25 protein-coding genes are annotated in these 24,803 nt (G+C 64.0%); 21 read left to right on the top strand and 4 right to left on the bottom strand.

Annotated elements, in window-relative coordinates; genetic code table 11:
• Positions 1–64 precede the first annotated feature (64 nt).
• Entirely contained in the window at positions 65–2,662 is a 2,598-nt protein-coding gene (gene cckA / locus ACVCNR_RS02255; RefSeq protein ID WP_354192307.1) for a cell cycle histidine kinase CckA, read from the top strand.
• Positions 2,663–2,671: 9 nt separating this feature from the next.
• Here cckA and ACVCNR_RS02250 read toward each other — a convergent pair whose 3' ends face one another.
• Positions 2,672–2,977 carry a ribbon-helix-helix domain-containing protein gene (locus ACVCNR_RS02250; RefSeq protein WP_354192308.1) on the bottom strand — a complete coding sequence of 102 codons (306 nt, stop codon included), beginning with the start codon at positions 2,975–2,977 and terminating at the stop codon, positions 2,672–2,674.
• A gap of 244 nt (positions 2,978–3,221) precedes the next feature.
• Between ACVCNR_RS02250 and ACVCNR_RS02245 the strand changes: the two genes are divergently transcribed.
• The 3 genes from ACVCNR_RS02245 to ACVCNR_RS02235 all read left to right on the top strand — a co-directional run bounded on the left by ACVCNR_RS02245 (position 3,222) and on the right by ACVCNR_RS02235 (position 5,845).
• Positions 3,222–3,617, top strand: coding sequence for a VOC family protein (locus ACVCNR_RS02245; RefSeq protein WP_447073683.1), 396 nt, complete (start codon positions 3,222–3,224; stop codon positions 3,615–3,617).
• Between the two features lie 77 nt (positions 3,618–3,694).
• On the top strand, positions 3,695–4,225 hold the full coding sequence (locus ACVCNR_RS02240; protein ID WP_447073681.1) for a gluconate 2-dehydrogenase subunit 3 family protein: 531 nt from the start codon (positions 3,695–3,697) through the stop codon (positions 4,223–4,225).
• A gap of 48 nt (positions 4,226–4,273) precedes the next feature.
• Positions 4,274–5,845: a GMC family oxidoreductase gene (locus ACVCNR_RS02235; RefSeq protein ID WP_447073680.1), complete on the top strand. Its 1,572-nt coding sequence runs from the start codon at positions 4,274–4,276 to the stop codon at positions 5,843–5,845.
• 54 nt (positions 5,846–5,899) lie between these two features.
• Here the strand turns inward: ACVCNR_RS02235 and ACVCNR_RS02230 are convergent, their stop codons facing one another.
• On the bottom strand, positions 5,900–6,286 hold the full coding sequence (locus ACVCNR_RS02230) for a hypothetical protein (RefSeq protein ID WP_447073679.1): 387 nt from the start codon (positions 6,284–6,286) through the stop codon (positions 5,900–5,902).
• 265 nt (positions 6,287–6,551) lie between these two features.
• Between ACVCNR_RS02230 and ACVCNR_RS02225 the strand changes: the two genes are divergently transcribed.
• From ACVCNR_RS02225 to ACVCNR_RS02160, 14 genes are all read left to right on the top strand, one after another.
• Positions 6,552–6,737 (top strand): hypothetical protein, encoded by a 186-nt coding sequence (locus tag ACVCNR_RS02225; RefSeq protein WP_354192313.1) that lies wholly within the window; start codon positions 6,552–6,554, stop codon positions 6,735–6,737.
• A 76-nt stretch (positions 6,738–6,813) separates the two neighbouring features.
• Positions 6,814–7,686, top strand: coding sequence for a VOC family protein (locus ACVCNR_RS02220; RefSeq protein WP_447073678.1), 873 nt, complete (start codon positions 6,814–6,816; stop codon positions 7,684–7,686).
• Complete coding sequence (kdsA, locus tag ACVCNR_RS02215) at positions 7,683–8,513, top strand: 3-deoxy-8-phosphooctulonate synthase (RefSeq protein ID WP_354192317.1); 831 nt, start codon at positions 7,683–7,685, stop codon at positions 8,511–8,513. The genes ACVCNR_RS02220 and kdsA overlap by 4 nt, the downstream gene beginning before the upstream one ends.
• Positions 8,514–8,623: 110 nt before the next feature.
• The gene (gene eno, locus ACVCNR_RS02210) at positions 8,624–9,898 is read left to right on the top strand and encodes a phosphopyruvate hydratase (RefSeq protein WP_447073677.1); all 1,275 of its coding nucleotides are present in this window, start codon (positions 8,624–8,626) and stop codon (positions 9,896–9,898) included.
• A gap of 145 nt (positions 9,899–10,043) precedes the next feature.
• Positions 10,044–10,355: an FtsB family cell division protein gene (locus tag ACVCNR_RS02205; protein ID WP_354192455.1), complete on the top strand. Its 312-nt coding sequence runs from the start codon at positions 10,044–10,046 to the stop codon at positions 10,353–10,355.
• A gap of 182 nt (positions 10,356–10,537) precedes the next feature.
• The gene (pdhA, locus tag ACVCNR_RS02200) at positions 10,538–11,578 is read left to right on the top strand and encodes a pyruvate dehydrogenase (acetyl-transferring) E1 component subunit alpha (RefSeq protein ID WP_354192319.1); all 1,041 of its coding nucleotides are present in this window, start codon (positions 10,538–10,540) and stop codon (positions 11,576–11,578) included.
• Positions 11,579–11,590: 12 nt separating this feature from the next.
• Positions 11,591–12,973 (top strand): pyruvate dehydrogenase complex E1 component subunit beta, encoded by a 1,383-nt coding sequence (locus tag ACVCNR_RS02195; protein ID WP_447073676.1) that lies wholly within the window; start codon positions 11,591–11,593, stop codon positions 12,971–12,973.
• Positions 12,974–12,991: 18 nt separating this feature from the next.
• Positions 12,992–14,353 carry a pyruvate dehydrogenase complex dihydrolipoamide acetyltransferase gene (locus ACVCNR_RS02190; protein ID WP_447073674.1) on the top strand — a complete coding sequence of 454 codons (1,362 nt, stop codon included), beginning with the start codon at positions 12,992–12,994 and terminating at the stop codon, positions 14,351–14,353.
• A 6-nt stretch (positions 14,354–14,359) separates the two neighbouring features.
• Positions 14,360–14,962, top strand: coding sequence for an SGNH/GDSL hydrolase family protein (locus ACVCNR_RS02185; protein WP_354192322.1), 603 nt, complete (start codon positions 14,360–14,362; stop codon positions 14,960–14,962).
• Positions 14,963–14,964: 2 nt separating this feature from the next.
• Positions 14,965–15,546 (top strand): GNAT family N-acetyltransferase, encoded by a 582-nt coding sequence (locus ACVCNR_RS02180; RefSeq protein WP_447073673.1) that lies wholly within the window; start codon positions 14,965–14,967, stop codon positions 15,544–15,546.
• Positions 15,547–15,562: 16 nt separating this feature from the next.
• Positions 15,563–17,026 carry a dihydrolipoyl dehydrogenase gene (gene lpdA / locus ACVCNR_RS02175; protein WP_447073671.1) on the top strand — a complete coding sequence of 488 codons (1,464 nt, stop codon included), beginning with the start codon at positions 15,563–15,565 and terminating at the stop codon, positions 17,024–17,026.
• A gap of 137 nt (positions 17,027–17,163) precedes the next feature.
• Positions 17,164–17,421 (top strand): GlsB/YeaQ/YmgE family stress response membrane protein, encoded by a 258-nt coding sequence (locus ACVCNR_RS02170; RefSeq protein ID WP_354192325.1) that lies wholly within the window; start codon positions 17,164–17,166, stop codon positions 17,419–17,421.
• Between the two features lie 132 nt (positions 17,422–17,553).
• Positions 17,554–18,525 carry a lipoyl synthase gene (gene lipA, locus ACVCNR_RS02165; protein ID WP_354192326.1) on the top strand — a complete coding sequence of 324 codons (972 nt, stop codon included), beginning with the start codon at positions 17,554–17,556 and terminating at the stop codon, positions 18,523–18,525.
• Positions 18,526–18,537: 12 nt separating this feature from the next.
• Entirely contained in the window at positions 18,538–18,999 is a 462-nt protein-coding gene (locus tag ACVCNR_RS02160) for a type II toxin-antitoxin system RatA family toxin (protein ID WP_354192327.1), read from the top strand.
• Positions 19,000–19,236: 237 nt separating this feature from the next.
• Here ACVCNR_RS02160 and ACVCNR_RS02155 read toward each other — a convergent pair whose 3' ends face one another.
• Entirely contained in the window at positions 19,237–19,752 is a 516-nt protein-coding gene (locus ACVCNR_RS02155) for a CinA family protein (RefSeq protein ID WP_354192328.1), read from the bottom strand.
• The gene (locus tag ACVCNR_RS02150; protein ID WP_354192329.1) at positions 19,749–20,978 is read right to left on the bottom strand and encodes a bifunctional 2-C-methyl-D-erythritol 4-phosphate cytidylyltransferase/2-C-methyl-D-erythritol 2,4-cyclodiphosphate synthase; all 1,230 of its coding nucleotides are present in this window, start codon (positions 20,976–20,978) and stop codon (positions 19,749–19,751) included. Before ACVCNR_RS02150 ends, ACVCNR_RS02155 begins: the two co-directional genes overlap by 4 nt.
• A gap of 139 nt (positions 20,979–21,117) precedes the next feature.
• On the opposite strand from ACVCNR_RS02150, the gene dusB reads away from it, so the two are divergent.
• The 3 genes from dusB to ntrC are packed head-to-tail and all read left to right on the top strand — an operon-like array spanning position 21,118 to position 24,730.
• Positions 21,118–22,140 (top strand): tRNA dihydrouridine synthase DusB, encoded by a 1,023-nt coding sequence (dusB, locus tag ACVCNR_RS02145; protein ID WP_447073670.1) that lies wholly within the window; start codon positions 21,118–21,120, stop codon positions 22,138–22,140.
• 26 nt (positions 22,141–22,166) lie between these two features.
• Positions 22,167–23,279 carry a two-component system sensor histidine kinase NtrB gene (locus ACVCNR_RS02140; RefSeq protein ID WP_447075621.1) on the top strand — a complete coding sequence of 371 codons (1,113 nt, stop codon included), beginning with the start codon at positions 22,167–22,169 and terminating at the stop codon, positions 23,277–23,279.
• A complete protein-coding gene (gene ntrC, locus ACVCNR_RS02135) occupies positions 23,276–24,730 on the top strand; it encodes a nitrogen regulation protein NR(I) (protein WP_447073669.1) in 1,455 nt (484 codons plus the stop codon). Before ACVCNR_RS02140 ends, ntrC begins: the two co-directional genes overlap by 4 nt.
• Positions 24,731–24,803 lie beyond the last annotated feature (73 nt).

The raw sequence follows: 24,803 nt of genomic DNA, 5'->3' as shown, positions 1-24,803 counted from the left end.
GCAAGGAGAATGTGATTCAACCGGTTCGGTTCGGCGAAGGGCAGGAATCGTAAGCAGGGGGCAAATGGCCAAGGACGCGCGCGCCGATTTCTATCCGATGCCGATGGTGGACCACAGCACGCGGCCGGGAACGGTCACGCGGCTCATCATCTTCATCCTGATCCTTATCGCCTCGGCGGTCGTCTTCGGCCTGTTCCGCGAGCGCTTCGGCGATCCCTTCCTGCTCGGCATGCTGGGCGTGCTGGCGATGATCGGCGTCGGCTTCCTGTTCGCCACCGCCATCGGTTTCATCCAGGTGGCGCCGCGCTCCACCGGTGACGAGCTTTCCAAGGCCTTCGTCGATTCGATGGCGCAGGGCCTCGTGGTCACGGATGCGAAGAACCGCATCATCTACGCCAACCGTGCCTATGCCGACATGACCGGGGCGGCCTCCGCGGCGGACATAAGGACCGTGGAAGGGCTGTTGTCGGATGCGCCGGAGGCATCTTCCGTCATCTATCGGCTGGCGTCCGGCCTGCGCGACGGCCAGCAGGGCGACGGCGAGTTCAGGCTCAACCAGTCGATCCGGCCCGGCGCCGAGCCCGGTGCGCGCTGGTATCGCGTCGAGGCCCGCCCGTTCCGGATTCCGGGCCAGCGCCAGCCTTTCAATGCGTGGAAACTGGCCGATATCTCGCGTGAGCGCGAGGAGCAGGAACGCTTCTTCCTCGACCTGCAAAAGGCCATCGATCATCTCGACAATGCCCCGGCCGGATTCTTCTCGACCGACGAGGACGGGCGCGTCACTTATGTCAACGCGACGCTGGCGGAATGGCTGGGCATCGACCTGGCCAGTTTCACGCCGGGTGCGGTGACCCTTTCGGATATCGTGGCCGGAGACGGCATGGCGCTGGTCCGCTCCGTCCGGCCCGATCCCGGCACGGCCCGCAATGCGGTGATCGACCTCGACCTCACCACCATGAAGGGCGAAGCCCTGCCGGTGCGCTTCCTGCACCGGGCAACTGCAAGCCGGGACGGCCACACCGGCCCGACACGCACCATCGTGCTGAACCGCACGGAAGGCGACGATTCTTCCGCCGATCTAAGAGCTTCCGAGGTTCGCTTCACCCGCTTTTTCAATTCGACGCCGATGGCCATTGCCGGTGTCGACCAGGCCGGGCGCATCCTGCGCACCAATGCGCCGTTCCTGTCGCTGTTCGCGTCGGCGGTGGACAGCGACGCGCTCGACCGGCGGGTGCGGCTGGATACCGTCATCCATGAGCGCGACCGGCCCGCCTTCGAGGCGGCGCTGGAGAAGGCGCGCCAGCGGCAGGCCGATATCGCGCCCATTGACACGGTGCTGCCGGACAACGAGGAGCGGCATATCCGCTTCTACGTCAATGCCGTGGCGGATGGCGACGGTGCCGAGGAGGCGGCGATCGTCTATGCCGTCGACACGACGGAGCAGAAGGCGCTGGAAGCGCAGATGGCGCAAAGCCAGAAGATGCAGGCCGTGGGCCAGCTTGCCGGCGGCATTGCGCACGACTTCAATAACGTGCTCACCGCCATCATCATGGCCTCGGACCTTCTGCTGACCAATCACAGGCCGTCCGACCCGTCCTTCCCGGACATCATGAACATCAAGCAGAACGCCAACCGCGCCGCCTCGCTGGTGCGGCAGTTGCTGGCCTTCTCGCGCAAGCAGACGCTGCGCCCGGAAGTGCTGACGCTGACCGATGTGCTGGCCGACCTGCGCATGCTGCTTGCCCGCCTCGTCGGCAACGACATAAAGCTTCGCATCGATCACGGCCGCGACCTGTGGCCGGTGAAAGTCGATATCGGCCAGTTCGAGCAGGTGGTGGTCAATCTGGCCGTCAACGCGCGCGACGCCATGCCGGGCGGCGGGGAACTGACCGTGCGCACCCGCAATGTGGCGACGGACGAGGCGAAGGCTTTCCCCTATCGCGAACTGGAAGCCGGCGACTATGTGCTGGTCGAGGTCGAGGATACCGGCAGCGGCATCCCGCCGGATGTGCTGAAGAAGATCTTCGAGCCGTTCTTCACCACCAAGGAAGTCGGCAAGGGCACCGGCCTCGGCCTTTCCATGGTCTATGGCATCATCAAGCAGACGGGCGGCTTCATCTTCTGCGATTCGGAAGTCGGCAAGGGCACCACCTTCCGCATCTTCCTGCCGCGCCACATTCCTGTCGCAGTCGCGCAGCCCGCGGGGGCGGCGGAGCAGAAGCCGGCGGCCAATGGCGCCGATGCCGCGGCGGCAGCGCCGGCCAAGCCCGCCGACACGGCGAAGGACCTTTCCGGGTCGGCGACCGTGCTGCTGGTGGAGGACGAGGATGCGGTGCGCATGGGGGGTGTGAGGGCGCTCACCTCGCGCGGCTATACGGTGCACGAAGCCTCCTCGGGCGTCGAGGCGCTGGAACTATTCGAATCTCTCGAGGGCCGGGTCGACATCGTCGTGTCCGACGTGGTCATGCCCGAGATGGACGGACCGACCCTGCTCGGCGAACTGCGCAAGCGCCAGCCCGATGTCAAGTTCGTGTTCGTTTCGGGCTATGCCGAAGATGCCTTCGCGAAGAACCTGCCGGAAGACGCCCAGTTCGGTTTCCTGCCGAAACCGTTCTCGCTCAAGCAGTTGGCGACAGTCGTGAAGGAAGTTCTGGAAGCTTAGCGGGGCGACTCAGGCCGCTTCGCGTTTCAGGGCTATCGCTTCTTCAGCCGTGGGCCGCGCCCCGCGCAGATAGAGCGCGCAGGTGGTACGCAGCATCGATGCGAAGTTCGGCACTTCGCCGCGAATTTCGATCGCTTCGTCATAGAGCTTCGAGATGAATTTGGGGGTCGTCAGCCCCTGGCTCTCGGCGATTTCGTCCAGCAATGTCCAGAAGGTCGCTTCGAGCTGGATGCTGGTGGAATGTCCGCCGATGCGAATCGACCTGTTGATCTGGCGATAACCCTCCGGATCCTGGCCGGCAAAAACCCTGCACATGATCAGGCCTCCCTGTCATTCCATCCTGGCCACCGGATTTTGTTTGGCACGGCCGCGCAGGATCAGTTCTCTGGTCTCTCAAAGGCACCATTTTGCCTTCTTGCACCCATTCTGGGTCCAAAAATCCCAAACGGCAATCACACTTTCGAGTTTCATGCCCCGTGGTAACCCGCTGCCACCATCTTTGCCGGGGCGGTCGCATAATCCGTGCAACGACAAACGCAGGTGAAAGGCGGAGCGCGCTTTGGCAAAGGCAATCCACAGCATGATCCGGGTGCTCGACGAGGCCCGGTCGGTCGACTTCTACAACAAGGCCTTCGGGCTGGACGTCGCGGAACGGCTCGATTTCGAGAGTTTCACCCTGATCTATCTCAGCAACACCGAGACCGGCTTCGAGTTGGAGCTCACCGTCAACAAGGGGCGCGAGGAGCCCTACCAGCTTGGCGACGGCTACGGCCATCTGGCCGTTTCGGTTGCCGACCTGGACAGCGAGCACGACCGGCTCGGCGCACTCGGCCTCAATCCGAAGAACATCGTCGAGTTCAACCGCGACGGCACGCTGCTGGCCCGGTTCTTCTTCATCGAGGACCCGGACGGCTACAAGATCGAGGTTTTGCAGCGGGGAGGCCGCTTCAAATAGGAGGTCGTGCCGCGCGGGAGACGCGGCGCCAGCCACAGCGCCTTTCCAAGGCGCTTCAGCAAGCAAGGGAGGAGAAAATGGTAACGGTTTACAGGCGCGAGCAGGGGCTTTCACGGCGTGAACTGCTCAAGCGCGGTGGCGTCGGTGCGCTGCTGGTCATCACCGGCAGCGCTGTCATCAGCCCCGAACATGCGTGGGGGCTGGAGACCTCGGCGCTCAAGCCGGAGACGATGGCGACGCTGATCCAGATGGCGCGCGACATCTACCCGCACGACCAGGTGCCGGACAGGTTCTACGCCATTGCCGTCAAGACCCATGACGAGCAGGCCGGCAAGGACACCGCGCACAAGGACCTCATCGAAAGCGGCATCGCCGATCTCGACAAGCGCGCCGGCGAGGGCGGCTATCGCGGGCTCGGCTGGGAGGAAGAGCGCGTCGAGGTGCTCAAGCAGATCGAGGAGACGCCATTCTTCCAGGCGATCCGGGGCGGGCTCGTGGTGGGCCTCTACAACCAGAAAGAGCTGTGGCCGATCTTCGGCTACGAGGGCGAGTCCTATTCGAAGGGCGGCTACATCACCCGCGGCTTCGACGACATCGAGTGGCTCTAGCGCCGCTCCGGTCCCTGAAGCTCGAATACGGATACATGGGAGGAAACCATGGCAGCACCTTATGATCTCAACGACGACAGCGTGGTCGTCATCATCGGCTCGGGCGCCGGCGGCGGAACGCTGGGCAACGAACTGGCACAGAAGGGCGTCGACGTCGTCATCCTGGAAGCCGGCAGCCGCATCGAATACGAGGATTTCATCAACGACGAATGGGACAGCTTCGCCCAGCTCTCATGGGGCGATCCGCGCACCGCATCGGGCGGCTGGCGGGTGGCGAAGGATTTTCCCGGCCTGCCGGCGTGGATCGTCAAGGCGGTGGGCGGCACCACCACCCACTGGGCCGGAGCCTCGCTGCGCTTTCAGGAGCATGAGTTCAAGACGCTGACCCATTACGGCAAGGTGGAAGGCGCCAACCTTCTCGACTGGCCGCTGACGCTTGCCGAGTTGGAGCCCTATTACGACAAGGCCGAGGACAAGATGGGGGTGACCCGCACCCACGGCATCGAAGGCCTGCCGGGCAACAACAATTTCAAGATCATGAAGGCCGGCGCCGACAAGCTGGGCTACAAGGAATGCCATACCGGCAACATGGCCATCAATTCGGCCGACCGCGACGACCGCATGGCCTGCCAGCAGACCGGGTTCTGCTTCCAGGGCTGCAAATGGGGTGCGAAATGGTCGACGCTCTACACCGAAATCCCCAAGGGCGAGGCGACGGGCAAGCTGGAGGTGCGCCCGAACAGCCATGTGGTGAAGATCGAGCATGACGACAGCGGCAAGGTCACCGGCGTCGTCTACGCCGACAAGGACGGCAAGTTGCAGGAGCAGAAGGCGCGCATCGTGTGCGTGGCCGGCAACTCCATCGAAAGCCCGCGCCTGTTGCTGAACTCGGCCTCCGCGAAATTCCCGGACGGTCTGGCGAATTCATCTGGGCAGGTCGGCAAGAACTACATGCGCCACACCACCGGCTCGGTCTATGCCATCTTCGACAAGCCGGTGCATTTCTACCGTGGCACGACCATGGCCGGCATCGTCCGCGATGAGGCGCGCCACGATCCCTCGCGCGGTTTCGTCGGCGGCTATGAGCTGGAGACGCTGGCGCTCGGCATTCCGTTCATGGCGGCCTTCCTGAATCCGGGCGGCTGGGGCCGCGGTTTCACCACGGCGCTCGACCATTACGACCATATCGCCGGCATGTGGATCGTCGGCGAGGACATGCCGCAGGAGCAGAACGCCATCAAGCTGCATCCCACGCTCAAGGACCAGCACGGCATGCCGGTGGCGGATGTGTGGTTCACCGATCATGCGAACGACATCGCCATGCGCAATCATGCGTTCCGGCAGGGCGCGGCGATCTACGATGCCGTCGGCGCGACGCGCATCATGCCGACGCCGCCTTATCCCTCGACCCACAATCTCGGCACCAACCGCATGAGCGAGAAGGCATCCGACGGCGTGGTGAACAAGCATGGGCAGACCCACGACATCAAGAACCTGTTCGTTTCGGACGGCAGTCAGTTCACCACCGGCGGCGCGGAGAACCCGACGCTGACCATCGTGACGCTGGCGATCCGGCAGGCCGACTACATTGCCCAGGAGATGGCGGCGAACAACATCTGAAAAACCCTCCCGCCGATTGACCCGGACACCCCAAGGTTCCGGGTCTCTTTTTGCTCAGCGGATCGTGCAGGTGGAGGCAGTGAAGGCGCCGTCCGGCTGGCGCATGATGATGTCGAAGGAGGCGCTGCGCGGGTCCCGCGAGGTCACCTGCGTCAGCGAAATGCTGTTGCCGCCCGACGTGAAGCCGCCAAGCGGGCCGAGCCAGGAAATCTCATCGTTCGGCTCGATCTGGTAGTTGTAGCCCTGCTGTGGGACCGGAAAATAGCTCGGCCCGGTATAGACGTCGCCCTTGATGGTGATGTCGCCGAGGCTGAGGAACTGCCCGAGCAGATAGACCTCGCAATGATAGACGCCGTCCGGCAATCGCTCGACGGCGTCTGCCGGCGAGGCGATCGCGCAGGCCATTGCGAGGCTGGTTGCAAGCGGCAAAAAGATCTTCATTGCCTTTTCCGACTGTTCCTCCCTTCGATAGCAGCGCTGCCGCGCAAGGCCAATCGCGCCATTCGGTGCAACTGTGGCGTGTCGGCGAATGCATGCTATCCTTTTTCCAGCCACTGTGAGTCGGCTGGTTTTCCGCGTCAACCGGGAATGGATTGGGGGGAGGCGTTTCAGGCGCCTGCAAGTTCCGCGCAAGCAAGTCTGCCTAGGATTCGTTCCGTGTCTGGGAGTTGTTCATGGGGTTGGACAAACGGGCAGGGGAAAAGGGATGGATCGTTTTGTCGAGGATTATCAGAAACGCCGGCTGACGGACCGGTTCGATATACTCACAGCTATCAATATCTTGAAATCGCAGGGATATCAGGACGACGAGCTGATCAGGGAGATCATCCGCGTCTTCTATGTCGATCTCGATACCTATCAGGAAGTGCTGGAACAGGCCCGCGCGGCCTGAACATTCCGGCAGGTTCCACGGGGTCGTGGCGCGTGCCGGCTTGAACGGCGCGCCGGAATGAGGCACACCGCCGGGAATGGCTCGCCCTCTCGATCACCTCGTTCTACCGACCGCCGATCTGGAGATCGCGCGCGAGCGGCTGGGCCGTCTGGGCTTCACCGTGGCGCCGCGCGGCGTGCACCCCTTCGGCACCGAGAATTGCTGCGTCTATTTCGAGGGCGGCACTTTCATCGAGTCGCTGGCCGTGGCGGATGAAGCCGCCGCTGCTGCGGCAGCGAAGACCGGCAACGTCTTCGTCGCGCGCGACCGCTTCTATCGCGAGAGTTTCGGCCCTGAGGGGTTTTCCGCCGTCGTCTTCGGCAGCGAGGACGCGGACGACGATCACCGCCGCTATGTCGAGTCGGGTATTTCGGCGGGCGACCGACTGGATTTTTCCCGACCCTTCGTCGATGCGTCCGGCAAAAGCGACATCGCTTCCTTTCGGCTTGCCTTCGCGGCGGAGCCCGGGATGCGCGGCACCTTCGTCTTTGCCTGCCAGCGGGTCAATGCGCCGCGTGTCGATCGCTCGGCCCTTCAGGCTCATGCCAATGGCGCAACGGGGATCGCGGAAATCGTCGCGGTGAGCGCCGACCCGGCCGGGATGGCGGACTTCCTGCGCGTTGCCGCCGATGCGGATGGTTCGGCGGCTAACGGCAGCGGCATTCTGGAACTGCCGAATGCCCGTATCGCCACACTGACGCCCGATCGCTATAGCCAGCGTTTCGGCCTGCCATGCGATCCGCACGGCAGCCTTGCCTTTGCCGCCGTGGTGTTTTCGGTGCGCGACATCACCTTCCTGTGGACGCACCTTGCGTCGGCCAATGTCGATCACGACATGCGGGGCAATCGCATCGTCGTTGCAGCCGCGCCGGGACAGGGCGCAGCCTTTATTTTCGAGGAGCATTCATGAGCACGCCAAACGCCGCGGTGAAAGCCGGAGCCGTCACCTTCGACAATCGCGCGCCGCTGGCGCTGATTGCCGGCCCCTGCCAGTTGGAGACGCGGCAGCATGCCTTCGACATGGCCGGCGCGCTCAAGGAAATGACCGGAAAGCTCGGCATCGGCCTCGTCTACAAGACGAGCTACGACAAGGCCAACCGCACCTCGCTTTCGGGCAAGCGCGGGGCGGGGCTGGAAGCCGCGCTGCCGATCTTCGACGACATCCGCAAGGAATTCGGCCTGCCGGTGCTGACCGACATCCACACCGAGGAGCAATGCGCCATCGTCGCGCCGCATGTCGATATCCTGCAAATCCCGGCCTTCCTCAGCCGCCAGACCGACCTGCTGATCGCGGCGGCGCGCACCGGCAAGGTGGTGAACGTCAAGAAGGGCCAGTTCCTCGCGCCCTGGGACATGAAGAACGTGGTGGCCAAGATCGTGGCCTCCGGCAATCCCAACGTGCTGGTGACGGAACGCGGCGCCTCCTTCGGCTACAACACTTTGGTGTCGGACATGCGCGCCCTGCCGATCATGGCGGAACTCGGCGCGCCGGTGATCTTCGATGCCACCCATTCGGTGCAGCAGCCCGGCGGGCAGGGCGGTTCCTCCGGCGGCGAGCGGCGTTTCGTGGAAACGCTGGCGCGCGCGGCGGTGGCCGTGGGCGTCGCCGGCGTGTTCATCGAGACCCATCAGGACCCCGACAATGCGCCTTCCGACGGCCCGAACATGGTGCCGTTGAAGGACCTGCCGCCGCTTCTCGAAAAGCTGATGGCGTTCGACAGCATCGCCAAGGGTTGAACTGTTTCGCCCGAAAGCGGCGGGCAGTCCTTCAGGAAGCGATTGCCTTTTGGCCTCCTCATTGGCTATGACGTGGCCCATCTTTTCAACAGCCGGAACGGGGATTTCGAATGACCGCTATTGTCGACGTCGTAGGCCGCGAGATTCTCGATAGCCGGGGCAACCCGACCGTCGAAGTCGATGTCGTGCTCGAAGACGGCTCCATGGGCCGCGCCGCCGTGCCTTCCGGAGCCTCCACCGGCGCGCATGAGGCCGTCGAGCTGCGCGACGGCGGGCCGCGCTATCTCGGCAAGGGCGTCGAGAAGGCGGTCGAGGCCGTCAACGGCGAATTGTTCGAGGCCATCGGCGGACTGGAGGCCGAGGACCAGATCCACATCGACCGCACCATGATCGAGCTGGACGGCACGCCGAACAAGGGCCGCCTCGGCGCCAACGCCATTCTCGGCGTGTCGCTCGCCGTTGCCAAGGCCGCGGCCGAGTCCGCCGGCCTGCCGCTCTACCGCTATGTCGGCGGTGCGCAGGCGCATGTGCTGCCGGTGCCGATGATGAACATCATCAATGGCGGCGCCCATGCCGACAACCCGATCGATTTCCAGGAATTCATGATCATGCCGATCGGCGCCTCGTCCGTCCGCGAGGCGGTGCGCTGGGGTTCGGAAGTTTTCCACACGCTCAAGAAGGGCCTCAAGGAAGCCGGCCACAACACGAATGTCGGCGACGAGGGCGGCTTCGCGCCGAACCTGAAGAGCGCCCAGGCCGCGCTGGACTTCGTCATGGCCTCCATCGAGAAGGCCGGCTTCAAGCCCGGCGAGGAAATGGCGTTGGCGCTCGACTGCGCCTCAACCGAGTTCTTCAAGGACGGCAACTACGTCTACGAGGGCGAGAAGAAGACCCGCGATCCCAAGGCGCAGGCCAAGTACCTGGCCAAGCTGGCGGCCGACTACCCGATCATCTCGATCGAGGACGGCATGGCCGAGGACGACTGGGAAGGCTGGAAGTATCTGACCGACCTGATCGGCAAGAAGGTGCAGCTCGTCGGCGACGATCTGTTCGTGACCAATTCGGCGCGCCTGCGCGACGGCATCCGCATGGGCGTCGCCAACTCGATCCTGGTCAAGGTCAACCAGATCGGCTCGCTGTCCGAGACGCTGGACGCGGTCGAGACGGCGCACAAGGCGGCTTACACCGCGGTCATGTCGCACCGCTCGGGCGAGACCGAGGATTCCACCATCGCCGACCTCGCCGTGGCGACCAATTGCGGGCAGATCAAGACCGGCTCGCTGGCGCGCTCCGACCGTACGGCCAAGTACAACCAGCTCATCCGCATCGAGGAAGAACTCGGCCGTCAGGCGCGTTACGCCGGCAGCTCGATCCTCAAGGGCTGAGCCAGACACACTTCCATAGCGACGGATCGAAAAGGGCGGGGCAACCCGCCCTTTTTCATTGCCCGTATGTGCTGCGGGCACGCGGCGTAACCGTCCATTAAGCACAATCGGCGACAAGAAGGTGAAAGGGACCTTGAGCCGAACCATGTGGACGCGTCAGTACAAGCAGAGAAAGACCGGACGGCTGATCATTCCCGTCCTGTGCGCGGCCTTTGTCGCCTATTTCGGCTTCCATGCCTATCACGGCCAGTACGGCATCAATTCTCGCGAGCGCATGGAGGAGCAGACCGCGCGCCTGCAGGCTCAACTCGGCAAGTTGCAGGCCGAGCGCGCGGAGCTTGAGAAGCGGGTGCGCCTGTTGCATGATGGGACCTTGGAAAAAGACATGCTGGACGAACTGGCGCGCAAGGCGCTGAATCTGTCCAACCCGGACGAAGTGATCATCATGCTGCGCTGAAAAGCCAGTTAACCGAATTTGGGTTAATCACTATAAATTTCAATGAATATAAATGCTTAGCTGCATGTCAGCCATGCATTTTCTACATGGCGAAATGCAGATATGCATGATAGCTTCCCGCTCTATCAGTGGGGAGGAAATCTCCCGCAAGTCCGACAAGAGACGCCCTTAGGGAGAAGTATATGGCCACCGCAGCCAGAAAAGCGCCTGCCAGATCGAAGGGCGACAGCAAGTCGCCGACCATAGCCGCGCCCAAGCCGGCGGAATTCAGCAAGGAACAGGAACTCTCCGCTTATCGCGAGATGCTGCTCATCCGGCGTTTCGAGGAGAAGGCCGGCCAGCTTTACGGCATGGGCTTCATCGGCGGCTTCTGCCACCTCTATATCGGTCAGGAAGCCGTCGTCACCGGCATGAAGATGGCGCTGATCGAGGGTGACCAGATGATCACCGCCTATCGCGACCACGGCCATATGCTGGCCATGGAGATGTCGCCGCGCGGGGTGATGGCCGAATTGACCGGACGCCAGGGCGGCTACTCCAAGGGCAAGGGCGGCTCCATGCACATGTTCTCCAAGGAGAAGCAGTTCTATGGCGGCCACGGCATCGTCGGCGCGCAGGTGCCGCTCGGCACCGGCCTTGCCTTCGCCAACCGCTATCGCGGCAACAAGAACGTGTCGCTGACCTTCTTCGGCGACGGCGCCTCCAACCAGGGCCAGGTCTACGAGAGCTTCAACATGGCCTCGCTGTGGAAGCTGCCGGTGGTCTACATCATCGAGAACAATCGCTACGCCATGGGCACGTCGGTGACGCGCTCCTCGGCCGAGACCGACTTCTCGCAACGCGGCGCCTCCTTCAAGATCCCCGGCGTCAAGGTCGACGGCATGGATGTGCGCGCGGTCAAGTCCGCCTCCGACATGGCGGTGGAATGGTGCCGCAACGGCAACGGCCCGATCATCCTGGAGATGAACACCTACCGTTATCGCGGCCACTCCATGTCCGATCCGGCCAAGTACCGCTCGAAGGAAGAAGTGCAGAAGATGCGCTCTGAGCATGACCCGATCGAGCAGGTGAAGGCGCGTCTCCTCGCCAAGAAGTGGGCGAGCGAGGACGAGTTGAAGCTTATCGACAAGGAGGTGCGCGACATCGTCGCCGACGCCGCCGAATTCGCACAGAACGATCCCGAGCCGGATGCGTCCGAGCTCTGGACGGACATCGTCCTTTAAGGGAGGGGGCACATGCCGATCGAAATTCTCATGCCAGCTCTCTCGCCGACGATGGAAGAGGGCAATCTGTCCAAATGGTTGAAGAACGAGGGTGACCAGGTCGTCGCCGGCGACGTGATCGCCGAGATCGAGACCGACAAGGCGACCATGGAGGTCGAGGCAGTCGACGAAGGCACGCTGGGCAAGATCCTGGTCCCGGCCGGCGCCGAGGGCGTCAAGGTCAACACGCCGATCGCGGTGCTGTTGCAGGATGGCGAAAGCGCCGGCGATATCGGCAATGCGGCCGCTCCTGCCAAGGCCGAGGCGCCGAAGGCCGAAGAGAAGTCTGAGCCGGAAGCCGCGAAGCCGGCCCCGGTCGCCGCCGCGCCCAAGGTCGAAGTCGCCGCCGATCCCGATATCCCGGCCGGCACCGAGATGGTGTCGATGACGGTGCGCGAGGCATTGCGGGATGCCATGGCCGAGGAGATGCGCCGCGACGCGGACGTCTTCGTCATGGGCGAGGAGGTCGCGGAATATCAGGGCGCCTACAAGGTCACGCAGGGGCTGTTGCAGGAGTTCGGCGACCGCCGCGTGGTCGACACCCCGATCACCGAGCACGGCTTCGCCGGCGTCGGCGTCGGCGCCGCTTTCGCGGGCCTCAAGCCGATCGTTGAGTTCATGACCTTCAACTTCGCCATGCAGGCGATCGACCAGATCGTCAATTCGGCGGCCAAGACGCTCTACATGTCGGGCGGCCAGATGGGCGCGCCGATCGTCTTCCGCGGCCCGAACGGTGCCGCGGCCCGCGTCGCAGCCCAGCACAGCCAGGACTATGCCGCCTGGTACAGCCATATTCCCGGCCTCAGGGTCATCCAGCCCTACACGGCGGCCGACGCCAAGGGTCTGCTCAAGGCGGCGATCCGCGACCCCAACCCGGTCATTTTCCTCGAGAATGAAATCCTCTACGGTCAGCATTTCGATGTGCCGAAGCTGGATGATTTCGTGCTGCCGATCGGCAAGGCGCGCATCCACAAGGTCGGCAAGGACGTCACCATCGTCTCGTGGGGCATCGGCATGACCTATGCGATCAAGGCCGAGGCGGAACTCGCCAAGATGGGCATAGATGCCGAGATCATCGACCTCAGGACCATCCGGCCGATGGACCTCGATACCGTCATCGCATCGGTCAGGAAGACCAACAGGCTGGTGACGGTGGAGGAAGGCTATCCGCAGTCCTCGGTCGGCGATTTCATCGCCAATCAGGTGTCGCGCCAGGCTTTCGATTTCCTCGACGCGCCGGTCATCACCGTCGCGGGCAAGGATGTGCCCATGCCCTATGCGGCCAATCTCGAAAAGCTGGCCTTGCCGAACGTCGATGAGGTCGTTGAGGCGGTCAAAGCCGTCACCTACCGGTAAGGCGCGAGGGAGGACGATATGCCGATCAACATCACCATGCCGGCGCTCTCCCCGACGATGGAAGAGGGCAACCTGTCCAAGTGGCTGGTCAAGGAAGGCGACAAGGTCTCACCCGGCGACGTGATCGCCGAGATCGAGACCGACAAGGCGACCATGGAGGTCGAGGCGGTCGATGAGGGCACCGTGGCCAAGCTCGTGGTGCCTGCCGGAACCGAAGGCGTGAAGGTCAATGCACTGATCGCCGTTCTGGCCGAAGACGGCGAGGATGCGCAAGCGGCCGCCAAGGCCGCCGGCGGTGCGCCGGCCAAGGCCGATGCACCGAAGGCGGAAGCGGCCAAGACCGAAAGCGCGCCCGCGCCGGCCGAAGAACCCAAGGCGGCGGCTTCCGCGCCCGCTAGGCCGGAGGCGAAGGCCGCGGCCAAGGAGACGGATCGCGTGTTCGCTTCGCCCCTGGCCCGCCGCATCGCCAAGGATGCCGGCCTCGACCTTTCCGGGATTTCGGGCTCGGGTCCGCAGGGGCGGGTGGTGAAGGCCGATGTCGAGGCGGCGATTGCCGGCGGCGGGGCCAAGGCGGCCGCTCCGGCTGCGGAAGCCGGCGCGCCTGCCGCAGCCGCGCCGGCGGTCAAGCCGATGTCGGACGAGGCGGTGCTCAAGCTGTTCGAGGAAGGCTCCTACGAGTTGATCCCGCACGACAATATGCGCAGGACCATAGCAAGGCGTCTGGTCGAGGCGAAGTCGACCGTGCCGCACTTCTACCTCACCTTGGACTGCGAGCTGGATGCTTTGTTTGCGCTGCGCAAGCAGCTCAACGACGCCGCCCCGGTGAAGAAGACCGAAAAGGGCGAGGAGCCGGCCTACAAGCTCTCCGTCAACGACCTGATCATCAAGGCGCTGGCGCTGGCGCTCAAGGAGGTGCCCGACGCCAACGTGTCGTGGACCGAGGGCGCGATGGTCAAGCACCGGCATGCCGATGTCGGCGTGGCCGTCTCCATCCCCGGCGGGCTGATCACGCCGATCGTGCGCAAGGCGGAGGAAAAGAGCCTGTCGTCGATCTCCAACGAGATGAAGGACCTGGCGGCGCGGGCGCGGACCCGCAAGCTGAAGCCGGAAGAGTATCAGGGCGGCACCACGGCGGTGTCGAACCTGGGCATGTTCGGCATCAAGGACTTCGCCGCCGTCATCAACCCGCCGCATGCGACGATCCTGGCGATCGGCGCGGGCGAGCAGCGGGCGGTGGTGAAGGGTGGCGAGGTCAAGGTCGCGACGGTGATGTCGGTGACCTTGTCGACCGACCACCGGGCGGTGGACGGGGCGCTCGGCGCCGAACTCGTCGGCGCCTTCAAGCGCCTCATCGAAAACCCGATGAGCCTGGTGGTGTAGCAACGCATGCGGACGGTCCTCTGCTATGGCGACTCGCTGACCTGGGGCTACAATGTCGAAGGTCCGTCGCGCCACGCACTGGAGGACCGTTGGCCGACCGTCCTGCAACGGGAACTCGGCGAGGGCGTTCATGTCGTCGCCGAGGGGCTGAACGGACGCACCACCGCGTTCGACGATCATCTGGCCGGCGCCGATCGCAACGGCGCCCGCTTCCTCCCGACGGTGCTGTCTTCGCATGCGCCGCTCGATCTGGTGATCTTCCTGCTTGGCACCAACGACATGAAGCCGTGGATCCATGGCCAGCCTTTCGCGGCCCGGCAGGGCATGCGCCGCCTGATCGGCATCGTGCGCGGCCATGACGACCCGCTGGGTCATCCCGAGCCGAAAATCCTCATTGTGGCCCCTCCCGTCGCCGCGCCGGGCGAAAAGGGCATGGGGGAACTCGCCGGCTACTACGAAAACCTAGCCGATGAAACGGGCTGCGGTTTTTTCGACGCTTCCGCCGCTGCCGGCGTGACGCCTCTCGACGGCGTGCATCTCGATGCCGAGAACACGCGCAAGCTCGGCGAGGCGCTGGCGCCCGTCGTGCGCGTCATGCTGGAGCTTTGAGCATGTCGCAGGACACCATCATCCGGCCGGCCGAGAAAAGCGATGCGGCGGAACTGGCCATACTGGTCGATATTTCCTCGCACGGCTTCGCCTCGTGGTTCTGGTATGGCGCGGTTCTGGACGGAACCAAGGAAACCGCCTTCGAGCAGGGCCGTTGCTTCATGCGCTCCGACACGCTTGCGGCCGCCTGGAAGGACGCAAGCGTCGCGATGGTCGGAGACGAGATAGCCGGTGTGATCATCGGCCATCCGATCGAGCCGTCCATCATGGATGAGAAGGCCCCGCATCCGGTGGTGGAGCCGATCCTGGAATTGCAGAAGACGATTGCGGGCCACTGGTTCATCGACAGCCTCGGCGTCTATCGGCACCAGCGCGGCAAGGGGCTGGGCAAGTGGCTGCTTGCCCATGAGATCGCGCGTGGTGGGGAGAGGCCGGTCAGCCTCATAACCGAAAGCGACAATGAAACCGCGCTCGGACTTTACAAATCCAACGGATTTTCGGAGGTGATGCGGCGGCCGGCCGTGCCGCTCTCCGAAAACGGCAAGCAACATGATTGGGTGCTGCTGACGCGCAGCGCTGCTTGAGGAAAGGCAGATATCCATGGCCGACACTTACGACGTCATCATCATCGGTTCCGGTCCGGGCGGTTACGTCACGGCCGTGCGCGCTGCGCAACTCGGCCTCAAGACGGCGATCGTCGAGCGCGAGCATCTGGGCGGCATCTGCCTCAACTGGGGCTGCATTCCCACCAAGGCGCTGCTGCGCTCGGCCGAGATCAAGCACTATGCCGAAAATCCCGGCGCTTATGGCTTGAAGATCGACGGCAAGGTCAGCGCCGACATCGGTGCCGTGGTGGAGCGCTCGCGCGGCGTGTCGCGCCGGCTGAACGGCGGCGTCGCCTTTCTCATGAAGAAGAACAAGGTCGACGTGATCTGGGGCGAAGCGAAGCTTTCCAAGGCTCCCGCTGAAGGAAAAGCCGGCGAGATCGTGGTGTCAAAAAGCTCCAAGAAGCCCATGGAGCCGCAGCCGCCGGTTCCAAAAGGCGTCAAGGGCGAGGGCACGTACCAGGCTAAGCACATCATCGTCGCCACCGGTGCGAGGCCGCGCGCGCTGCCCGGCATCGAGCCGGACGGCAAGCTGATCTGGAGTTATTTCGAGGCCATGGTGCCGAAGGAAATGCCCAAATCGCTGCTGGTCATGGGCTCCGGCGCCATCGGCATCGAGTTCGCCTCGTTCTATCGCGCCATGGGTGCCGAGGTGACCGTGGTCGAGGTGCTGCCGCAGGTCATGCCCGTCGAGGATGCCGAAATCTCCAAATTCGCCCAGAAGCAGTTCGAAAAGCAGGGCATGAAGATCCTGCTCGAGGCCAAGGTCGCCAAGGTCGAGAAGGGCGCCAACTCCATCACCGCCCATGTCGAGACCAAGGAAGGCAAGGTCGAGAAGATCACCGCCGACCGCATGATTTCGGCCGTGGGCGTGGTCGGCAATATCGAGAATCTCGGGCTGGAAGCGCTCGGCGTGAAGACCGACCGCGGCTGCGTGGCGGTGGACGGCTATGGCCGCACCAATGTGCCGGGCATCTACGCCATCGGCGACGTCGCCGGCCCGCCCATGCTGGCGCACAAGGCCGAGCATGAAGGCGTGATCTGCGTGGAGAAGATCGCCGGCGTGCCGGGCGTGCATGCGCTCGACAAGTCGAAGATCCCCGGCTGCACCTATTGCAGCCCGCAAGTCGCTTCCGTCGGTCTCACCGAAGCCAAGGCCAAGGCGGAAGGCCGCGACATCCGTGTCGGCCGTTTCCAGTTCGCCGCCAACGGCAAGGCCATCGCGCTGGGCGAGGACCAGGGCCTGATCAAGACCATCTTCGACAAGAAGACCGGCGAGCTGCTCGGCGCCCACATGGTCGGCGCGGAAGTGACCGAACTCATCCAGGGCTTCGTGGTGGCGATGAACCTCGAAACCACCGAGGAGGAGCTGATGCACACGGTGTTCCCGCATCCGACCCTGTCGGAGATGATGAAGGAAAGCGTGCTCGACGCCTATGGGCGTGCGTTGAACGCCTGAGCCGGCCTTCGAAGGGCATCGGAACGAGCCGAAAAGCGGACGCCACTTTTCAGCCCGATGCCCCGGCCGGCGGTGGAACAAGATGCGAGGCAAGACGTTGCATATGAATTCTAATCCTTTGCGGAAGGACCATTCATATGGACGTCAACGGTGTGGGCTGGATCGCGGCGATAGTGGTCGGCGGGGTCGCCGGCTGGCTGGCCGAAATGGTGATGAAAAGCAACATGGGCGTCCTCATGAACATCGTTCTGGGGATCGTCGGCGCGATAGTGTTGAACGCGATATTGCAGGCTCTGAACATCGGCTCCTTCGGCGTCGGCTGGCTGGCCTATCTAATCACGGGCTTCATCGGCGCGTGCATTCTCATTTTCGTGGGACGAATGGTGCGCCAGTAGCGCTTCCGTCCGATCTGCGTTCAGACAAGGCCATGGCGGCACCCTCCGCCATGGCCTTTCTTATTCCGGCAAAACGTCCTAGATGACAGTGGGCGCGGACGTTCTCCGCCCCGGTACAGAATTGGATCGGACATGGTCACCATTCTCGACAATATCGCAAATCCGCCGCGCGTGAGGCACCCCGAGAAGGCGCATCGCCCGGACCAGGAGGTTCTGCGCAAGCCGGAATGGATCCGCGTCAAGGCGCCGGTGTCCAAGGGTTATGCCGAAACCCGCGAGATCGTGAAGTCGAACAAGCTGGTGACGGTGTGCGAGGAGGCCGGCTGCCCCAATATCGGCGAATGCTGGGACAAGAAGCACGCCACCTTCATGATCATGGGCGAGATCTGCACGCGCGCCTGCGCCTTCTGCAACGTCGCCACCGGCATCCCGACCGCGCTCGACGGAAACGAGCCCGAGCGGGTGGCCCATGCGGTGCGCCAGATGGGGCTCACGCATGTCGTCATCACCTCGGTAGACCGCGACGACCTACCGGATGGCGGGGCGCAGCATTTTGCCGATGTGATCCATGCCATCCGTGCCGCATCGCCCGCCACGACCATCGAGATCCTGACGCCGGACTTCCTGCGCAAGGATGGAGCCAATGCGCTGGAGATCGTGGTTGCCGCCAAGCCCGACGTCTTCAATCACAACCTGGAAACCGTGCCGTCCAACTATCTGACGGTGCGCCCCGGCGCGCGCTATTTCCACTCCATCCGCCTGTTGCAGCGGGTGAAGGAACTCGATCCATCCATTTTCACCAAGTCCGGCATCATGGTGGGGCTCGGCGAGGAGCGCAACGAAGTGCTCCAGCTCATGGACGACCTGCGCACCGCCAATGTCGATTTCATGACCATCGGCCAGTACCTCCAGCCGAGCCGCAAGCATCACCCGGTCAAGCGTTTCGTGACGCCGGAGGAGTTCAAATCCTACGAAACCGTCGGCAAGACCAAGGGCTTCCTTCTGGTGTCGTCGAGCCCGCTGACGCGTTCCTCTCACCACGCCGGCGAGGACTTCGCGCGGCTGAAGGCGGCCCGCGAAGCCGCGCTTCGGAAGTCGGCCTAAGCTTTCCGTTTCATGCCCAAGTTCGAGGCCACCCGCCAAGTCGCCCATTCGCCTGACGAGATGTTTGCACTCGTGGCCGATGTCGAGCGTTATCCGGAATTCCTGCCGCTGTGCGAGGCGCTGACTGTCCAGTCACGCCGCGAGCGCGACGGCAAGACGCTGCTCGTGGCTTCGATGAGCGTCGGCTACAAGGCGATCCGCGAGACGTTCACCACGCAGGTGCTGTTGAAGCCGGCCGAGCGGGCGATCGACGTCAAATATATCGACGGTCCATTCAAATACCTCAGCAATATCTGGATATTCGAGCCGGACGGCGCCGGCTGCCTGGTGCGCTTCTTCATCGATTACGAATTCAAGAGCCGCCTGCTCAGCGCGGTGATGGGCTCCATGTTCGACCGTGCCTTCCGCATGTTCGCGGAAGCCTTCGAAAAGCGCGCCGATGCGATTTACGGGCGCTCGGCGGAGACGGCCTGAAGGGTTGCGGCCCTCAAGGTTCGCCGGTCGCTCCAAAGTCGAGAATGACGAGGATAAAACCTTTCCGTCATTCCCGGCCTCGAAATGAGAGAAGCGAATGGAGAGTGTAGGGAATCCATGCCAGACCCTCGAAGGTTACGGAATGGATCCCGGCTCGCGGTCGCTATCGCTCCCTTGGCCGGGATGACGGATAGCAAGGAGTAGAAGGCAGGCAGTGCCACCCCCACCGGAATTGCTCTACCCCAACGCCTTGAGACCCATGTTCAGCGCATGCTTCACCGTCTCGCGGCGGATGAAGTCGCGGCCGTGATTGTCGAAGATGCGCTTTTCGACATGGACGGGACGATCCGTCATCGCCAGTCCGAACCACACAAGCCCGACCGGCTTTTCCGCGCTGCCGCCGTCCGGCCCGGCGATGCCGGTGACGGCAAGCGCGATGCCGGCGCGCGAATGGGCGAGGGCGCCTTCAGCCATTTCGGCGGCCGTTTCGGCCGACACCGCGCCATGGTCGCGCAACGTCTGTTCCGATACGCCCAGCATCTCCATCTTGGCTTCGTTGGAATAGGTGACGAAACCGCGGTCGACCATGGAGGAGGAGCCCGGGATATCGGTCATGGCGGCGATGATGAGGCCGCCGGTGCAACTCTCCGCGGTGGCAGCCAGTATGCCGCTGCGCTGGCACGCCTTCAGGAAGTGGTCGGCCAGTTCGCCGACATCAGCCTGCTTGACTTCTCCGACACCTGCCTCGGTCATGCGGGAACCTCCCCCGGATAGATGACGCTGGCCGTTGCGATCGCGGCGATGCCTTCCTCGCGGCCGACAAAACCCAGCTTCTCATTGGTGGTGGCCTTGATGGAGATGCGCTCACCCGCAATGCCCAGCATGGATGATAGTTCCGCCACCATCGCCTCGCGATGCGGACCGACCTTGGGGGCTTCGCAGATCAGCGTCACGTCGGCATTGGCGATGCGGCCGCCGCGTGCGCGCACCAGCGCCACGGCATGTTCCACGAACCGGCGTGAGGCCGCGCCTTTCCACTGGGGATCGGAGGGTGGGAAATGCGTGCCGATGTCGCCGGCCCCGCAGGTGGCCAACAGGGCGTCGGTGAGGGCATGGAGACCGACATCGGCGTCGGAATGGCCGGACAGCTTGCGATTGTGCGGGATGGAGACGCCGCAGAGCACCACATGGTCGCCGGCCTCGAAGGAGTGCACGTCGTAGCCATTTCCGGTGCGCACATCGGGAAAGCTTGAGCCGGTGCCTTTAAGCCTTTGGTCTGCCATTGAAATATCCCTTGCCCATGTGAGCTTTACATTGTCCGGCGAGCCCGGCACCAGCATGACCGGCAGGCGCGCCCATTCGGCGATGGCCGCGTCGTCGGTGAAGTCGTGGCGGCCGAGCGCATGTGCCTGTTCATGCGCCGCGACGATCGGCCCATAGGGAAAGCCCTGCGGTGTTTGCGCCCCGTGCAGGCCGGCGCGCGGCACCGTCTCGCCCACCATGCCGCCGAACGCTTCCCGCTTCAGCGTGTCGGCAACGGGAAGTGCGGGCAAGGCGCCCTGCTTCTCGGTGATCGTGTCGATGGTGCGGGTGATCAGTTCCAGATCGCAGAACGGGCGCACCGCGTCGTGAATCAAGACCTTGGCGGGTGCTTGCTCATGAAGGGCGAGAAGGCCGAGACGCACCGATTCCTGCCGCGTCGGCCCACCAATGACGATGGTGATGCGATCGTGGTAATCCTCCGCCGCCTTGCGCAGCAGTTCACCGTCGTCGGCGTGGATGGCGACGACCACCGTGTCCACCTGAGGGTGGGAGAGGAACGTTTCCAGCGTGTGGGCAATGACGGCGCGGCCGCCGATGAGACGGTATTGCTTGGGGCCATCGGCCTGTCCGGCCCGCTCACCGCGGCCGGCGGCGACGATAACCGCCGCGATCCGGCATTTTTCTTGTCCCACGGAAATGTCGGTTCCCTCAGCCATTGCGGAGGCTTAGTCGGGCGACGGCCGGAAGGCCAGTCTTTTCACGCGCCCGATGCGGAACAGGCGTGATTGTGCATTGCATCATTTCCGAGGATTGTTTAAACAATGGGCATCAAAATTATTTGCATGGTTTTTGTGCATGCCTGAGCGGGCAATCCTGTCCACGCCTTTGAATATTGGTGGTGTCGAAATTCGCAATCGCGTCTTTCTGGCGCCGATGTCGGGTGTCACGGACGAGCCTTTTCGCAAGCGGGCCTATGCCCATGGGGCGGGCCTCGTCGTTTCCGAAATGGTTGCCAGCGGTGAACTGGCCAGGGGGCGCGCCGGCTTCAACCTGCGTATCCGCCATTCCGGCCTGCCGGTGCATATGGTTCAGCTTGCCGGGCGCGAGGCGGCACATATGGCGGAGGCGGCGCGCATCGCCGTGGGCGAGGGCGCCGACATCGTCGACATCAATATGGGCTGCCCTGCCAAGAAGGTGACCGGCGGCTATGCCGGATCGGCCCTGATGCTCGATCTCGACCATGCGTTGTCGCTGATCGAAGCGGTTGTCGATGCCGTCGAGGTGCCGGTCACGGTCAAGATGCGGCTTGGCTGGGACGAGAACGTGCTGAATGCCCCCATTCTGGCGCGCCGCGCCGAGGAGGCCGGCGTGCGGATGGTGACCGTGCATGGGCGCACCCGCTGCCAGTTCTACAACGGCAAGGCCGATTGGCGGGCGATCGCGCGCATCAAGGCTGCCGTTTCCATTCCCGTGGTGGCGAATGGCGATGTCGGATCGTCCAGCGATGCCGCCGCCATCCTTGAACAGTCCGGCGCCGATGCGATCATGGTCGGCCGCGCCCATTACGGCGCACCGTGGACGGCAGGCGAGATCGTGGCCGACGTCTCCGGCGCATCCATGTCCGGTATCCCCCACGCGCGCGACGAACTCGCGGACTACGTGACTGCGCATTACGAGGACATGCTGTCGCTCTACGGCACTGAAAGCGGCTTGCGGCAGGCGCGGAAGCACCTTGGCTGGTATCTCGACCGCCATGCGCCGATCGTCGCGCCGGAGCAGCGCAAGGCCTTGCTGACGTCCGGCGAGCCTCGGGCGGTCGTTACCCTGCTTCGCCAGATTTTTGCCGGGCAGGACAGCAATGTGAGGAGTGCGGCATGAGCGCGCTGCCGATCCAGCCGGGGGATATGGACGACGCCGCGCAGATCCTGCTCAACACCATCCGGCGGCCGGTGATCATGGTCGATCCGGAGGGCTACATCTCCTTCGCCAACGCAGATGCCGAGGATTTTTTTCGTTCCAGCGCCTCCGTTCTGGCGCGCAGCACGTTGTCGAAGCTCATTCCCTTCGGCAGCCCTTTGCTTGCCCTTGTCGATCAGGTGCGCGAGCGCCGCGCGCCGGTCAATGAATACCGCGTCGATATCTCCTCGCCGCGCCTCGGCATCGAGAAGATGGTGGACCTCTATGTCGCGCCGGTTCCGGAGTTCCAGGGGTCGGTGGTCGTGATGTTCCAGGAACGCTCGATGGCCGACAAGATCGACCGCCAGATGACCCATCGCGGGGCGGCGCGCTCGGTGACGGGCCTTGCCGCGATGCTGGCGCATGAGATCAAGAACCCGCTTTCGGGCATACGCGGCGCCGCGCAACTGCTCGAACAGTCGGCCTCGGACGAGGACAGGGCGCTGACGCGGCTGATCACCGAGGAGACCGACCGCATCGTGGCGCTGGTCGACCGCATGGAGGTGTTTTCCGACGAGCGGCCGATCGACCGCTATCCGGTCAACATCCATGTCGTGCTCGACCGGGTGAAGGCGATCGCCAGGAATGGCTTCGCAAGGGGCCTCACCATTGTCGAGGACTACGACCCGTCGCTTCCGCCGGTCTACGGCAATCGCGACCAGTTGATCCAGGTGTTCCTCAATCTGATCAAGAACGCGGCCGAGGCGGTGGGCAGCGATCCGCTGGGCGAGATCGTGCTGACGACCGCCTTTCGCCCGGGTATCCGCATGTCGGTGCCCGGCACGCAGGAGCGGGTGTCGCTGCCGCTGGAGTTCTGCGTGCGCGACAACGGGCCGGGCGTGGCCGATGACCTGCTGCCGATCCTGTTCGACCCCTTCATCACCACGAAACCGAACGGCTCGGGGCTCGGCCTCGCACTGGTCGCCAAGATCGTGGGCGAGCATGGCGGCATCGTCGAATGCGAGTCGAACCCGCGCGGAACGACCTTTCGCGTGCTGATGCCGGCATGGAAGGAGACGGTGCCGGACGAACAGGACCTTGGCGAAGGAAGTAACAGATGAGCGTGCATGGCCAGATCCTTGTCGCTGACGACGATGCTGCGATCCGCACCGTTCTCAACCAGGCGCTGTCGCGGGTCGGGCACGAGGTGCGCGTCACGTCCAACGCCGCCACGCTGTGGCGCTGGGTGGCGGCGGGCGAGGGCGATCTGGTGATCACCGACGTGGTGATGCCGGACGAGAACGCCTTCGACATGCTGCCGCGCATCCGCAAGGCACGGCCGGAACTTCCCGTGGTGGTGATGAGTGCGCAGAACACCTTCATGACCGCGATCCGCGCCTCGGAAGCCGGCGCCTATGAATATCTGCCGAAACCCTTCGACCTTACCGAACTGCTCGGCATCGTGCAGCGCGCGCTGGCCGAGCCGCGCCGGCCGAAAGCCGAGCCGCGGCTGGAGGACCAGCCCGACACCATGCCGCTGGTCGGCCGCTCCGCCGCCATGCAGGACATCTACCGCATGCTGGCGCGCATGATGCAGACGGACCTCACGGTGATGATCACCGGCGAATCCGGCACCGGCAAGGAACTGGTGGCGCGGGCGCTGCATGAATATGGCCGCCGCCGCAACGGGCCTTTCGTGGCGATCAACATGGCCGCGATCCCGCGCGACCTGATCGAATCCGAACTGTTCGGCCACGAGAAGGGAGCTTTCACCGGCGCCCAGAACCGCTCGACCGGCCGTTTCGAGCAAGCCGAGGGCGGCACCCTGTTCCTCGACGAGATCGGCGACATGCCGATGGAGGCGCAGACACGGCTGCTGCGCGTTCTCCAGCAGGGCGAATACACGACCGTCGGCGGCCGCACGCCGATCCGCACGGATGTGCGCATCGTCGCCGCCACTAACAAGGATCTGCGCGCCCTGATCAATCAGGGCCTGTTCCGCGAGGACCTGTTCTACCGGCTCAATGTCGTGCCGCTGCGGCTGCCGGCGCTGCGCGAGCGGTCCGAGGACATTCCCGATCTGGTGCGCCATTTCTTCAAGCAGGGCGAGAAGGAGGGCTTGCAGGCCAAGCGCATTGCCCCGGCCGGTGTCGAGGCGATGAAGCGCTATCCATGGCCGGGCAATGTGCGCGAACTGGAAAATCTGGTGCGCCGCCTTGCGGCGCTCTATGCGCAGGACGAGATTTCCGCCGATATCGTCGATGCCGAACTGAGCGCTGGCGAGAGGCCTGACCCTGTGGCGGGCGCTGCCCTTATCCCGGAAAACCTCTCCATCGGGCAGGCGATGGAGCACTATCTGCAACGCTATTTCGCCTCCTACGGCCCGTCTCTGCCACCGGCCGGGCTCTATCAGCGCATTCTGGCGGAGGTGGAGCACCCGCTTGTGCTGGCGGCAATGACGGCGACACGCGGCAACCAGATCAAGGCGGCGGAACTGCTTGGCCTCAACCGCAACACGCTGCGCAAGAAGATCCGCGAACTGGGCATCAGCGTCTACAAATCGGCAGGCTGATCCGGCATTCGCCGCGCACGGATAGTATCCGGACAGCGAGCCACAATGTCGCCTGTTTTGTTGCATAATCGCC

Source organism: Aquamicrobium terrae (genome assembly GCF_052978165.1).
Note: the sequence above shows the minus strand (reverse complement) of the source record. Positions and strands in the feature narration are given on the sequence as shown.

Excerpts from the sequence above, each read along its gene's own strand:
- cckA (WP_354192307.1), top strand. The coding sequence starts at position 65 with ATGGCCAAGGACGCGCGCGCCGATTTCTATCCGATGCCGATGGTGGAC.
- ACVCNR_RS02250 (WP_354192308.1), bottom strand. The coding sequence starts at position 2,977 with ATGTGCAGGGTTTTTGCCGGCCAGGATCCGGAGGGTTATCGCCAGATC.
- ACVCNR_RS02240 (WP_447073681.1), top strand. The coding sequence starts at position 3,695 with ATGGTAACGGTTTACAGGCGCGAGCAGGGGCTTTCACGGCGTGAACTG.
- ACVCNR_RS02235 (WP_447073680.1), top strand. The coding sequence starts at position 4,274 with ATGGCAGCACCTTATGATCTCAACGACGACAGCGTGGTCGTCATCATC.
- ACVCNR_RS02230 (WP_447073679.1), bottom strand. The coding sequence starts at position 6,286 with ATGAAGATCTTTTTGCCGCTTGCAACCAGCCTCGCAATGGCCTGCGCG.
- ACVCNR_RS02225 (WP_354192313.1), top strand. The coding sequence starts at position 6,552 with ATGGATCGTTTTGTCGAGGATTATCAGAAACGCCGGCTGACGGACCGG.
- ACVCNR_RS02220 (WP_447073678.1), top strand. The coding sequence starts at position 6,814 with ATGGCTCGCCCTCTCGATCACCTCGTTCTACCGACCGCCGATCTGGAG.
- kdsA (WP_354192317.1), top strand. The coding sequence starts at position 7,683 with ATGAGCACGCCAAACGCCGCGGTGAAAGCCGGAGCCGTCACCTTCGAC.
- eno (WP_447073677.1), top strand. The coding sequence starts at position 8,624 with ATGACCGCTATTGTCGACGTCGTAGGCCGCGAGATTCTCGATAGCCGG.
- ACVCNR_RS02205 (WP_354192455.1), top strand. The coding sequence starts at position 10,044 with ATGTGGACGCGTCAGTACAAGCAGAGAAAGACCGGACGGCTGATCATT.
- pdhA (WP_354192319.1), top strand. The coding sequence starts at position 10,538 with ATGGCCACCGCAGCCAGAAAAGCGCCTGCCAGATCGAAGGGCGACAGC.
- ACVCNR_RS02195 (WP_447073676.1), top strand. The coding sequence starts at position 11,591 with ATGCCGATCGAAATTCTCATGCCAGCTCTCTCGCCGACGATGGAAGAG.
- ACVCNR_RS02190 (WP_447073674.1), top strand. The coding sequence starts at position 12,992 with ATGCCGATCAACATCACCATGCCGGCGCTCTCCCCGACGATGGAAGAG.
- ACVCNR_RS02185 (WP_354192322.1), top strand. The coding sequence starts at position 14,360 with ATGCGGACGGTCCTCTGCTATGGCGACTCGCTGACCTGGGGCTACAAT.
- ACVCNR_RS02180 (WP_447073673.1), top strand. The coding sequence starts at position 14,965 with ATGTCGCAGGACACCATCATCCGGCCGGCCGAGAAAAGCGATGCGGCG.
- lpdA (WP_447073671.1), top strand. The coding sequence starts at position 15,563 with ATGGCCGACACTTACGACGTCATCATCATCGGTTCCGGTCCGGGCGGT.
- ACVCNR_RS02170 (WP_354192325.1), top strand. The coding sequence starts at position 17,164 with ATGGACGTCAACGGTGTGGGCTGGATCGCGGCGATAGTGGTCGGCGGG.
- lipA (WP_354192326.1), top strand. The coding sequence starts at position 17,554 with ATGGTCACCATTCTCGACAATATCGCAAATCCGCCGCGCGTGAGGCAC.
- ACVCNR_RS02160 (WP_354192327.1), top strand. The coding sequence starts at position 18,538 with ATGCCCAAGTTCGAGGCCACCCGCCAAGTCGCCCATTCGCCTGACGAG.
- ACVCNR_RS02155 (WP_354192328.1), bottom strand. The coding sequence starts at position 19,752 with ATGACCGAGGCAGGTGTCGGAGAAGTCAAGCAGGCTGATGTCGGCGAA.
- ACVCNR_RS02150 (WP_354192329.1), bottom strand. The coding sequence starts at position 20,978 with ATGGCTGAGGGAACCGACATTTCCGTGGGACAAGAAAAATGCCGGATC.
- dusB (WP_447073670.1), top strand. The coding sequence starts at position 21,118 with ATGCCTGAGCGGGCAATCCTGTCCACGCCTTTGAATATTGGTGGTGTC.
- ACVCNR_RS02140 (WP_447075621.1), top strand. The coding sequence starts at position 22,167 with ATGGACGACGCCGCGCAGATCCTGCTCAACACCATCCGGCGGCCGGTG.
- ntrC (WP_447073669.1), top strand. The coding sequence starts at position 23,276 with ATGAGCGTGCATGGCCAGATCCTTGTCGCTGACGACGATGCTGCGATC.